We start from the raw sequence: 11,461 nt of genomic DNA on the forward strand, positions 1-11,461 counted from the left end.
GTGAGCTGGGAGCGCTCGGCGAGGGCCCGGGCGAAGTCCGCGACCCGCGCGTCGAACTCCGGGCCGTCGTCCAGTAGCTCGTCGACCAGGCCGGTACGCAGAGCCCGCTCGGCGTCGATCAGCTCGGCGGAGTACAGCAGGTACCTGGCGGTCGCGGGGCCGACGAGCCCGACCAGGCGGCGAGTGGACGAGGCCGGGTAGACGATGCCGAGCCGGGCCGGGGTCACCCCGAAGCGCGCGTCCCGGGCCGCGTACCGCAGGTCGCAGGCGGCGGCCAGCTGGCAGCCGCCGCCCACGCAGTAGCCGCGGACTGCGGCGAGGGCCGGCTTGGGGAAGGCGGCAAGGGCCTCCTCGGCGGCGACGGCCGCCGCAAGCGCCCCATTCCCGTTCACGCTCGTGTCGCTGTCCTGGTCTTCGCGGGCGTCGCTCGCGGCCAGTCCGGCGATGTCCGCCCCCGAGCAGAACGTGTCGCCGTCGCCGGTCAGCACCAGCACCCGCACGGCGGGGTCGGCCGCCAGCCGGTGCAGCAGGATGGGCAGACCTTCTCCTCGAGGGCCGCCGTCACCAAGCGGCTCAAGCAGCTGACCGAACGGGGGCTGGTCGAGCGGCGTGGCGACACCCGTGACAGCCATACCGGACCCGGGGGCCAGGCGCCCCGTTGCGGGGCCACGAGATAGGTAACGGGGCGTGTGCGGCGTGGAGCTCACGTCGTATCACGGTCGTTCGATGTCGGCTCTCCAGCGGCCGGTGGTGTGACTTCGAGAGGCCTGCCGGTGCTACCGCTGTGTGGATCGACGTGGGCGGCTCGCAGCGTCGGTGTGGCAGCGAGCGCGTCCTTTGTCAGGTCGTTGCGCAGTTCCTGCATCTCAGAGAGGCCGAGTTCGTCGCCGTGACGGGACAGTTGCTTACGGACGAAGGCCTTGGGGTTCAGATCTTGGAACTCGAAGTCCTGGAATTCGGGGCCCAGTTCATTACGGATCTCGTGCTTGGTGTTGTCGGAGAACTCACGAACCTTGCGGATGAATCCCCAGACCTCGCTGATCATCTTCGGGAGTTTGTCGGGGCCGAAGAGGATCAGACCGAGAACGACGAGTGAGGCGATTTCGAGCGGGCCAATATTGAATATCACCCTACTGCTCCTCGGGTGGGCGGTGATCCGGGACGTGCGGTGGGAGATTCAGCTGGGCGGTGACCGTCGGTTGCGCGTGTGCGGGATGAGAGACGTCTACCGGTTCGGGGAAGTCCAAGGGGGTGGTGGTGAGGTCGGGTGAGGAGGCCTCGTCGTCGTCGAGTTGGCTGTCGGGATCCTCGGCGCGGCGTCGTTTCTTCGTACGGTCGTGGAGGGTGGCGACGGCCAAGGCGAGGGAGTAGAGCAGGCAGAGGGGGACGGCCAGGGCGGTCATGGTGAGTGGATCGCCGGTTGGGATGACGACCGCCGAGAAGACGAAGATCACGAAGACCGTCGGACGCCACCAGCTGCGCAGTGTGGCAGCGCTGACGACACCCAGGGAGTTCAGCAGCACCAGAAGCAGCGGCAGTTCGAAGGAGAGGCCGAAGACGAGCACCATGCGCAGGAAAAAGCCGAGGAACTCGTCGCCGGGCAGCGACAGGGAGAAATCCGCGGGGTTGAAGCTCGCCAGGATCTGCACTGCCTTGGGAAAGATCACGTAGGCGAGGTAGCCGCCGCCACAGAAGAGGGGCACGGCGGCGAAGGTGAAGCCGAGACCGTACCGCTTCTCCTTCTTGTACAGCCCCGGGGCAATGAAGGCCCAGAGTTGGTAGCTCCACACCGGGCTGGCCAGGATGAGCCCGGCTGTGATCGAGACTTTGAAGCTGAGGGAGAGCGGGGAAAGAAGACCGGTGTTGACCAGCAGGCCGTCGGGGCACTGCTTGGTCGGCCGGCCAACCCCGTGGACGTGGGTGATGTGGCAGGCCGGGCCGGTAAGTTGGTCGAGCAACCAGCCGTGGAACAGCCAGCCGACGACGGTGGCGATCGCCAGAGCGAGCATCGAGACCAGGAGACGGTTCCGCAGTTCACGAAGGTGCTCGGCGAGCGGCATGACCCCCTTCGGAGCCTTCCGCGACCGTGCGGACGTGGGTGATCCCGCGTGCTGAGTTTCGTTCGCCATAGGGGTGTTGGTCTCTGCGCGGTGGGCCGTTGGGGAGCTGGGTGCTCAGGACTGGATGATCGATGCCGATTCGGTGACGGGATGGCCGGTGACGTCCTCGATGGGGCCGGCGGCAACACTCCTCGGGGCGGCGGTTGTCGCCTGCGCTGAGTCGGTCTTCATCGCGCTGACTTCGGATTTGAAGATGCGCAGGGACTTGCCCAGTCCTCGCGCGGCGTCAGGGAGGCGCTTGGCTCCGAAGAGCAGCAGCACGACGGCGGCGATGATGATGATTTCCAGGGTCCGGTTTTCCAGCATGGTTCACTCTCCAAATCGGTTGTATCTGTGATGGGTTGGGATGCCGGCTTTCGTCAGGGCGGGACGCCGACCGGGTTCCCCGACCCGGGCACGTGGTCATCGTCACCTGCGGAGGCGACATGGATGTCCGAGGTGCCCGGGCCGGAGCCGTGCCCGCGGTCGGTGGGGCCGAGTTGGGGGGGACCCCGCTCGGCCCGGCCCCACCGGGCGGGCGCATGCGTAAAGGGTGCGAACCGGTCGGCTACCGCTAGGCGGCGGTGTGCGCTGCGCGGTAGGGGGCCAGGAACGAGGTCAGGGCCGCCAGCATCTGCTCGGGCGCCTCTTCGGCGACCCAGTGACCGGTGTCGGGGATGACCACGGTCTGCACGTCGTGCGCGGCGGCCTTCATGGTGACCCCGGCCCCGTCACCGACGCTTGCCGCTCCGCCGATCGCCAGGACGGGCATGGTCAGCAGGCCGGCCTTCTGGCGTTGCACGTTCTGCGCGAGCGTGGTGTCGAACGCGCGGTAGAAGCTGAAGCTGCCGCGCAGCGCGTCGCGGTCGGAGGCAACGGTGCTGATGTAGTAGTCGACGGCGTAGTCGGGCAGCTTCTTCACGGCGTTGATGTCGAACTCGAAGCCGAAGAAGATGTCTTCCCGTCCCCTGACGAGCAGTTCGTTTATCGTGGCGAGCCGGTTGAAGCCGATGTGCCAGATCCGGTCGTTGAGCCACTCGGGGCCGAAGGCCGGCGGCGAGACGCTGATGCCCGGGAGGGGGGCCTCGGCGACGACCAGGCGCTCGACCCGCTCCGGGTGGTCCGCGGCCAGGGCGTAGGCGATCGGCATGCCGGTGTCGTGGCCGGCCACGGCGAACTTCTGGTGGCCGAGCGCGTCCATCAGGGCGGCCAGGTCGGCCGCGATGGTGGCGGTGTCGTAGCCGTCCTGGGGCTTGTCGGTCAGGCCGATGCCGCGCTGGTCGACTGCGATGACGGTGAAGTCCTTGGCCAGCGTGGGCATGAGCAGGCGCCAGGCGTACCAGGTCTCGGGCCAGCCGTGCACGAGCAGCAGCGCCGGCCCGCTGCCGCCGACGACCACGTGCTGGCGCAGTCCATTGGCGTGGACGAACCGGCTGGTGAACGTCTCGGTGAACCCTGCGGGCAGGTGCGGCGCCTGGGAGACGGTGCCGAAGCCTTCCGCACTGGCGCCCGCCAGCGGTCCGCGGCCGGTTCCTCCTTCGGCTGCTACGGCCGACTGGGCGTGGAGCACACCGAGGGATCCGGCGGTCACTGCAGCCGCCGCTGCGGCCGACGTGGCGAGGAACTTCCGCCGAGAATGCGACGGAATCATGTCAGACACGGTAGATCTCCTGGACTGTTCGGGTTGAGGCAAAGGCGGGACACCGAAGGGCAGTTACGCCTGCCCACTCTGTTCGTCCGACCATTGAGGTTTGCACTGGGAAGGATGGAAAGAACCACGGGCGAAAGCCTGGAAAAGGCGGGCTCGAATCTGTGGAATCCACAAGTACCGCGAGACCGGATCCGCCCTCGGACACGGCCCGGCAGGCCGCCGTCCGGATCCGCGCACACGGCTTGGTGCTCCAGATTTCCCGGGACAGCTGGGGGTGCCGGCGATAGAACAGGGGGCCGGTCAGAGCGTCAACGTGGCCGTCAGCAGGGCGTTGGCCGCGGCGATGTCACCGCTGATCCATTCGGGGTTTGCGGGCTGCCGCTTCCACAGGGCGAGCAGCAACTCGGCGGCGGGGGCCTGCACCGTGGCCGCTGCGGCCTCCGAGTCAACCGGCAAGGCCTGCGGCATGTCGCCCGGCTGGATCAGCCAGCTGTGTCCGGTGTCGGTGGTGTGAAGCGCCACGGGCGCCGGCAGCGGCTTCTGCTCGCCGTGCTGCCAGACCCTGGGGACCATCACGGCGAACACCTCGTCTACGCCGTCGGCCGCGATCAGCGGATCGACATGCACGTCGGCCCCGGTGGCCAGTTGGGCATCGACCAGGTGGACCGCGGTGTCCTGGGCCACGCGGCGGAACCAGAGCGCCGCCACTGCGCCCTCGAAGCCGAACGCCCAGGCCGGTGCGGTGGGATCGGTCTCCTCCAGGGTGGCCAGGATTGCGGCCGCGCCCCCGGCGTACCAGTCGGCGATCTCCTGCCCGGCCGGCGGGGCGAACTGCTCGCGCGGCAACTGCCCGGTCTGCAGCAGGGCTGCCGCGAAGCGGGACGCCTGACCCAGATGGATGCCCAGGTCCTGCATGCTCCAACTGCCACAGGTCGCCACCGGGGTGGCCGGGTCCGCGATGCGCAGCAGCTGCTCGAGCGCCGCCGCCGCCTCACGCAGGGTGGCCAGATACACGTCGGTGACGAGCGGCAAGGGAGCGGGGGACTGATTCAAAGTGACCTCCGGTAAGGCGGGGCCTGATGACGGCAGTTGCCTCGGCCACCAGAAAACGAGACCTGCGTTCAGGAAGCGATCGGGTGAACGCCGTCCCTGGAGCCGGAAGAAAGCATGCATGGCAGACTAGAGTTTTGCAAGTCAGCTTTCCTGTCGGGCGCGGCAGCGTGTACGGAAGGCGACCCGGTGCCCCCGATCGGCCCGTTCGTTCTGTCGTTTCGTCATCAGCCGACCTCTCCCGCATGGCGCGACCGGCGGGACCGGTACCCACCCGCACGGGATGCCGGGTTGCCGCCCACGTGTGGGACCGGCAGTGCGGTCTGCTAACCGGCGGCGGGCAGGGTGTGTCGCGGGCACGTGCGCCGCGTCGATGGCGAGCGACATCAGGGCGTCGACCCTTCTCCTGTCAGGGTTGACTTGTGAAATTGAAGTTAGCTACGTTGCGGCGCATGCCAAACACGCAGCAGTTCCACGTGTCCGAAGTGTCGCCGTCTTACTGGAAGGTGACCTTCTCCAACGGCCCGATCAACCTCATGGACGTGGACACCATCGAGCAGCTCGCCGACCTGGTGAACCGCATGGAGCAGGCTCCCGACCTGACCGTGGTCGTCTTCCGGAGCGACAACCCCGACTTCTTCATGGCGCACTTCGACTTCCTGGCGGATAAATCGCGCATAGCCGCCATGAAGCCCGGCCCCACAGGGCTCCACCCCTACTCGGACAACTTCATCCGCCTCGGCAGGGTCCCAGCCGTCACGATCTCCGCACTCAAGGGCCGCACCCGCGGAGCGGGAAGTGAGTTCGCGCTGGCCACGGACATCCGTTTCGCGGGACACCAGGCGATCCTGGGGCAGTTCGAGGTCGGCGTCGGGGCCGTGCCCGGCGGCAACGCGACGGGACACCTGGCCAGGCTGGTGGGCCGGGGCCGCGCGATGGAGATCTTGCTGGGGGCCGACGACTTCCCAGCGAAACTGGCGGCAGAATACGGCTACGTCAACCGCGTCCTCCCCGAGGACGAACTGGACGATTTCGTCAACGCCTTCGCCCGCCGTATCGCCGGGTTCGACAAGGTCGCCGTAGCCGGAACCAAGGCCCTCATCGACGAGAGCATCCCGATTTCGGACGAAGAGTTCGGATCCGCCCTGTCCACCTACTTCCAAACAGTAGGACGGCCCGTGAACGAACACCGCGTCCGGCGCCTCTTCGAAGGAGGCCTGCAGAAGCCGGACGGCATCGAACTCGACCTCGGCAAGCAGGTCGCAGAGAGCAACCGGAGCTGACGCCTGCGACACAGGACCCAGAGCGGGACCTGGCCCTCACCGAAGCCGGCGAAGTCCAGCATGAGTGAGCACGCCGGGCGGCGTGGAAACCACAGCCGGGACGGCACCTCTCCGAGATCGCCGTAACCGGTCCCGGCCGGACTCTGGGCAGCCTCCCACCCGGGGTTCGGTCGGCCGGCGGGACCACCGCCGCCCACGTCCATCCGGACCCACCGTCCTACGCCGACAACGCCCGTCCGGACTCTCCGGGCGCATTGGCCTCATCTGCGACGCCCATGGTCACGAGTGCCCGTCGTAGCGCCGCCGGGCGGCCCCACGACGGCTTGAGCAGCGAGTCGAAACCCGGCCGCACCTTGCTCGATGCAGCCTGCTCGGTTCGAAGAGCGTCCCCGGGCGTGAATACCGCCGTCGCGGGCCTTGCGTCAACGCCACTCTCACTCGATAGTGGTCCCTATCAGATAGGAACCTCTATCCGATAGGGATGTCTATCCGACCTCCGGCATCGTCAAGCGCCTTGACAGAAACAGGTGGGATGCATGACACAGCGCGTGACCAAGAGACGACGGGAGACGAACGAGCGCCTGCTCGACGCGGCCGAGCAGGCGTTCGCCGAGTGCGGGTTTCAGGGTGTCTCGATCGCGGAGCTGTGCGCACGGGCCGGCTACACGACCGGCGCGTTCTATTCGAACTACGACTCCAAGGACGAACTCTTCCTCGCGCTGTTCACTCGACGCTCCGAGACCGTCCTGAAACAGCTGGGTGAGGCGGTGGACCAAGCCCTCGTCTCCGAGCAACCGGTCGCCACGTTCATCGAGCTGGCGAGCGTCGTGGACGAGCAGACGCGAACCTGGTTCCTCATCTCCACCGAGTTCACTCTCCACGCCATCCGCAACCCCGAGGCGGCCCAAGCCCTCGCCCGCCACGACGCGGCGATCCGGGCGGCAATCGCGGAGCTCCTCGCACCACTCCTCGCGACCACACCGGGCAAGGTAACCGAGACGGATCTCGACATGCTGCTGCGCCTCGTCGTCGCCGTCCGGGAAGGCGGGCTCGCGCAAAGCCTGGTGGAACCGGCAGCGCTCCCGCACGGCGAGCTGGAACGCCGCTTCCTGCCCGCACTGTTCGGAGGGCTCCGATGACGGTCAGTATCGAGCGATGGTGGTCCGAAGGCGAACTGCTCCCGCTCACCGTCGCGGGAGTCCCGCGCCAGGTGTTCGTCCGCCGCATCGGCAGCGGTCCCGTGATGACCCTGCTCCACGGGTTCCCCAGTTCGTCACATGACTGGGCCCGGGCGGTTCCTGTTCTCGCCACTCGCCACACCCTCCTCATACCGGATTTCCTCGGCTTCGGCGCGAGCGAGAAGCCGGCCGATCACGACTACTCGATCCACGAGCAGGCCGACTTGGTGGTCGCGTTGTGGCAGCACGAGGCGGTGACCTCGACGCATCTGGTGGCACACGACTATGGGGCCACCGTGGCGCAGGAGTTGCTCGCGCGCAGCGCCGACGGGTCATTGAGGAGTCGGATCACGAGCCTGACGCTGCTGAACGGCGGCATCTACCCGGAACTCCACCGGCCGGAAGCGGCCCAGACGGCGCTGCTCGATCCGGACACCGGCCCCCGGCTCAGCGCAGCACTGACCGGCGAGCTCATGGCCACCGCCCTCTCACCGACATTCGCCGAGCACTACGACTCAAGCGCCGACGCAGCCGCGATGTGGAAGGGCATGAGCCACGGTGACGGCCATCTGAACTCCCACCGGTTGATCCACTACATCACCGACCGGGCTGCCCACCGCGACCGATGGGTGGAAGCCATGGAGACCAGCGATCTGCCCAAGGCGTTCGTCTGGGGCCTGCGGGACCCCGTCGCGGGTGCCCACATCGCCGATCGGATCGCCGAACGCATGCCGAACGCGACACTCCACGCCCTTGCGGACGTCGGCCACTGGCCCCTGCTGGAGGCGCCGCAACGTGTCGCCTCACTGATCCTCGCCACGGGGGGAAGCGGCTGAAGTCCGCACGGTCCCTGTCACCACGCTCACGGCTCGACCACGTCTGCACACATCGAGAGGAACAAAAAACCATGACGCTCACGCAGCGCCACGCCCCCGAGATGCTTGACCTGATCCGAGCCAACATCGGCCCGATCCCCGACGACTTCGATCTCCCGCTCCCGCCCACGGGGCTTTCGGTCGAGGAGGAGCGCGACGTACGCAAGCAGGAACTCGCCGCCGCCTTCCGGGTCTTCGGGAAGCTGGGCTTCTCCGAGGGAGTCGCCGGGCACATCACTGCCCGTGACCCCGAATTCCCCGACACGTTCTGGGTCAACCCGTTCGGGATGAGTTTCCATCAGATCAAGGTCTCCGACCTGGTCCGTGTCGACCACGAAGGCAATCTGCTGCACGGCAAGCGCCCGGTGAACCGTGCCGCCTTCTGCATCCACGCCGAGGTCCACAAGGCCCGCCCCGACGCCGTCGCGGCCGCACACGCGCACTCCCTACACGGCAAGGCGTTCTCAGCACTCGGGATCCCGCTGGCACCACTCACCCAGGACGCCTGCGCCTTCTTCGAGGACCAGGGCCTCTACGCCGACTACCGCGGAGTCGTGAGCGACTCCGACGAGGGGCGTCGCATCGGCGAGGCGCTCGGTCCGGCGAAGGCCGTGATCCTGAAGAACCACGGCCTGCTGACCGTCGGTCAGTCGGTTGCCGCCGCCGCGTGGTGGTTCATCACGATGGAACGGTCGTGCCAGGCGCAACTCCTGGCCATGGCCGCCGGCACCCCCCACGAGATCGACCGGGAGACCGCGGAGCAGGTCCGCGCACAGATCGGCGGGCCCCTCGCGGGCTGGTTCCAGTTCCGTCCGCTGTGGGACCAGATCATCGCCTCCTCGCCGGACCTGTTCGACTGAGGCTCCCGACCGAACAAGACCGGCCAGCCGGGCCAGAACCGACCAGGAGGAGGCAGGAAACCACGTGTCGAACTTTGGCGACTACCAGTTCGATATCTACCTCAACGGGCTCTCCGGCATCATGCCGAAGATGCCGATGACATACGCCGAGTTGGAGGAGCGAGGATCCAAGGCGCTGGACCCCTGGCTCCTCTCCTACATCGCCGGCGGGGCGGGCGACGAGCGCACTCAGGATCTCAACGTCTCGGCATTCGACGACTGGGGGCTGATCCCGAGGATGCTCGTCGACGGAGCCCAGCGCGACCTTTCCATCGAGTTGTGCGGGCTGTCCCTCCCATCCCCGCTGTTGATGGCGCCCGTGGGTGTGATCGGCCTGTGCGCGCAGGACGGCCACGGCGACCTGGCCGTGGCGCGAGCCTCGGCGAGGACTGGCGTGCCGATGATCGCCTCCACTCTCACGGTCGACCCGATGGAGGATGTCGCTGCCCAGTTCGGTGACACCCCGGGCTTCTTCCAGCTCTACACCCCGAATGACCGGGAACTTGCCGAGAGCCTGGTGCACCGGGCCGAGCAGGCGGGTTTCAAGGGGATCATCGTCACACTGGACACCTGGATCCCGGGGTGGCGGCCTCGCGACCTCAGCCGCTCGAACTTCCCTCAGCTGCGAGGGCTGGCCCTTGAAAACTACTTCAGCGACCCGGTCTTCAGGTCCCGGTTGGCCAAGCCCCCGGAAGAGGACCTCCAGGCCGCAGTGAGATCCTGGGCAATGACCTTCGGCGACCCGCGCCTGACGTGGGACGATCTCGCCTGGTTCCGTTCCATGACCGACCTGCCGCTGATCCTCAAGGGAATCATGCATCCCGAGGACGTCCAACGGGCCATCGACGGCGGTGTCGATGGGATCTACTGCTCGAACCACGGCGGACGCCAGGCCAACGGTGGCCTTGCCTCACTCGACATGCTGCCGGATGTCGTCGAAGCCGCAGGCGAGACTCCGGTGATCTTCGATTCGGGTGTGCGCTCCGGGGACCATGTTGTGAAAGCCCTGGCGCTGGGCGCGCGAGCGGTAGCGGTGGGGCGGCCCTACGTCTACGGTCTGGCACTGGGCGGCGAGGACGGCATCATCCACGTGCTGCGATCCCTCCTTGCGGAGGCTGACCTCCTCATGGCGGTCGACGGCTACCCGAAGATCGCAGACCTCAGCCCCTCGGCTTTGCGGCGACGTCCGTGACCCAGCTGTTCAGCCTGTGCCAGCCACGCGCGCGGTGGCTTCCCGGTCGTACAGGTCCGCCAAAGGTCCTGGCTTCCGACGCCGTACGCGCCTGTGGCGTCGTCCTGGCCATGGGCTGCCGCGGAATCCCGTACCGCTTCAGAATGGCTGCACGGACCGTGACCTGGGGCGGCGCTCCACGGACCGATCGGGCGCCATCGGACCTTGTGCTCGTACGAATGCTCTGCCTGATCGCCGCGCGGATCTTCGCGTGGCTGGTCCTGCTGTCCCGATCCTCCGCGGCGAAGGAGGCCGAGATACTGATCCTGCGACACGAAGTCGCGGTACTGCGCCGACAGGTCGCGGCCCCCCAAGCCCACCTGGCCCGACCGAGCACTGCTCACCACCTTCGCCCGACTCCTCCCACGGTCGCTACGCCAGCATCGGATCGTCTCCCCGCGCACCCTCCTGGCCTGGCACCAACGTCTGATCAAGGACAAGCGGACACAACCCGCCTCGCCGGGACGCCCGCCGATGCCCGACGAGCTGTGCGACCTGGTCGTCCGGCTCGGCACCGAGAACCGGCGATGGGGCTTCCGGCGTGTCCACGGCGAACTCCGCCGTCTCGGGCACAAGGCCAGCCCGGCCACCGTCCGCCGCACCCCACGCACCGCCGGCCTCGGGCCGGCCCCTCGCCCACAATCGGCGCGCGTTGAGTGGACCGCCTTCCTCAAGGCCCGGCCCACGGCCTCCTCGCCGCCAACTACTTCCACGTCGACACGGTCGGCCTGCAGCGGCTGTACCCGCTGTTCGTCATGGAGGTCCGCACCCGAACCGTCCACCTCCTCGGGGTCATCGCGCACCCCAACCGCGGCCTGGGCCACCGAGCAGGCCCGACAGCTGATATGGCAACTCAGCAACCGCGCATCCGACTTCACTCACCTGATCCACGGCCGGGACACGAAGCTCACCGCCAGCTTCGACGCCGTCTTCGCCAGCGAGGGCATCAACGTCACGATCGTTCAACCCGTCGTGCAAAGACTGGCGCGGCCCGTCTATTACGACACCCCCGCCCAGGCTGCGGAGCGACTCCAGTAGGGCCCCTGACTCACCGGTGCCGACAACAGGCGTGAACTTTTACGGCTTTAGGCCGACCGGCGAATGGTGGGCTGCCTGGCGGCTGGACGCTCTGGGCATGAGACAGGCACGGGCCTGAGTGATCATGGAGTTCTCTACGCTCAGTGATCACCGGAGG

Annotated in this window: 12 protein-coding genes and 1 pseudogene; 7 read left to right on the top strand and 6 right to left on the bottom strand. The window is 67.7% G+C overall.

Annotation, left to right across the window (positions count from 1 at the left end):
* The coding region (locus tag ACFYX0_RS44750; protein ID WP_388980829.1) for an enoyl-CoA hydratase/isomerase family protein at window positions 1–539 on the bottom strand (539 nt) is incomplete at its 3' end.
* On the opposite strand from ACFYX0_RS44750, the pseudogene ACFYX0_RS44755 reads away from it, so the two are divergent.
* Window positions 537–626 (top strand): annotated as a pseudogene (locus tag ACFYX0_RS44755) (MarR family transcriptional regulator); the annotation flags it as partial. The gene ACFYX0_RS44750 and the pseudogene ACFYX0_RS44755 sit on opposite strands and share 3 nt — an antisense overlap.
* A 77-nt stretch (window positions 627–703) precedes the next feature.
* On the opposite strand, the gene ACFYX0_RS44760 reads toward ACFYX0_RS44755, so the two are convergent.
* From ACFYX0_RS44760 to ACFYX0_RS44780, 5 genes are all read right to left on the bottom strand, one after another.
* On the bottom strand, window positions 704–1,129 hold the full coding sequence (locus ACFYX0_RS44760) for a Sec-independent protein translocase subunit TatB (protein WP_388980808.1): 426 nt from the start codon (window positions 1,127–1,129) through the stop codon (window positions 704–706).
* 1 nt (window position 1,130) lies between these two features.
* Window positions 1,131–2,060 carry a twin-arginine translocase subunit TatC gene (gene tatC / locus ACFYX0_RS44765; RefSeq protein WP_388980810.1) on the bottom strand — a complete coding sequence of 310 codons (930 nt, stop codon included), beginning with the start codon at window positions 2,058–2,060 and terminating at the stop codon, window positions 1,131–1,133.
* 114 nt (window positions 2,061–2,174) lie between these two features.
* A complete protein-coding gene (gene tatA, locus ACFYX0_RS44770) occupies window positions 2,175–2,426 on the bottom strand; it encodes a Sec-independent protein translocase subunit TatA (protein ID WP_158926876.1) in 252 nt (83 codons plus the stop codon).
* A 247-nt stretch (window positions 2,427–2,673) separates the two neighbouring features.
* The gene (locus tag ACFYX0_RS44775; RefSeq protein WP_388980812.1) at window positions 2,674–3,750 is read right to left on the bottom strand and encodes an alpha/beta fold hydrolase; all 1,077 of its coding nucleotides are present in this window, start codon (window positions 3,748–3,750) and stop codon (window positions 2,674–2,676) included.
* Between the two features lie 300 nt (window positions 3,751–4,050).
* A complete protein-coding gene (locus tag ACFYX0_RS44780; RefSeq protein WP_388980815.1) occupies window positions 4,051–4,782 on the bottom strand; it encodes a maleylpyruvate isomerase family mycothiol-dependent enzyme in 732 nt (243 codons plus the stop codon).
* Between the two features lie 470 nt (window positions 4,783–5,252).
* Here ACFYX0_RS44780 and ACFYX0_RS44785 point away from each other — a divergent pair, with 470 nt between their 5' ends.
* The 6 genes from ACFYX0_RS44785 to ACFYX0_RS44810 all read left to right on the top strand — a co-directional run bounded on the left by ACFYX0_RS44785 (window position 5,253) and on the right by ACFYX0_RS44810 (window position 11,304).
* A complete protein-coding gene (locus ACFYX0_RS44785) occupies window positions 5,253–6,083 on the top strand; it encodes an enoyl-CoA hydratase/isomerase family protein (RefSeq protein ID WP_388980816.1) in 831 nt (276 codons plus the stop codon).
* Between the two features lie 536 nt (window positions 6,084–6,619).
* Window positions 6,620–7,222 carry a TetR/AcrR family transcriptional regulator gene (locus ACFYX0_RS44790; protein ID WP_388980819.1) on the top strand — a complete coding sequence of 201 codons (603 nt, stop codon included), beginning with the start codon at window positions 6,620–6,622 and terminating at the stop codon, window positions 7,220–7,222.
* Window positions 7,219–8,097, top strand: a complete 879-nt coding sequence (locus ACFYX0_RS44795) for an alpha/beta fold hydrolase (RefSeq protein WP_388980822.1) — start codon at window positions 7,219–7,221, stop codon at window positions 8,095–8,097. The genes ACFYX0_RS44790 and ACFYX0_RS44795 overlap by 4 nt, the downstream gene beginning before the upstream one ends.
* A 71-nt stretch (window positions 8,098–8,168) precedes the next feature.
* Window positions 8,169–8,996, top strand: coding sequence for a class II aldolase/adducin family protein (locus ACFYX0_RS44800; RefSeq protein WP_388980825.1), 828 nt, complete (start codon window positions 8,169–8,171; stop codon window positions 8,994–8,996).
* Window positions 8,997–9,117: 121 nt separating this feature from the next.
* Window positions 9,118–10,227 (top strand): alpha-hydroxy-acid oxidizing protein, encoded by a 1,110-nt coding sequence (locus ACFYX0_RS44805; RefSeq protein ID WP_388980831.1) that lies wholly within the window; start codon window positions 9,118–9,120, stop codon window positions 10,225–10,227.
* Window positions 10,228–10,740: 513 nt separating this feature from the next.
* Entirely contained in the window at window positions 10,741–11,304 is a 564-nt protein-coding gene (locus ACFYX0_RS44810) for a hypothetical protein (protein ID WP_388980827.1), read from the top strand.
* The last annotated feature ends 157 nt before the right edge of the window (window positions 11,305–11,461 follow it).

Origin of the sequence: Streptomyces sp. NPDC002573 (genome assembly GCF_042889625.1) — a bacterium.
In the GTDB taxonomy this organism is placed as follows: Bacteria; Actinomycetota; Actinomycetes; order Streptomycetales; family Streptomycetaceae; genus Streptomyces; species Streptomyces gibsoniae.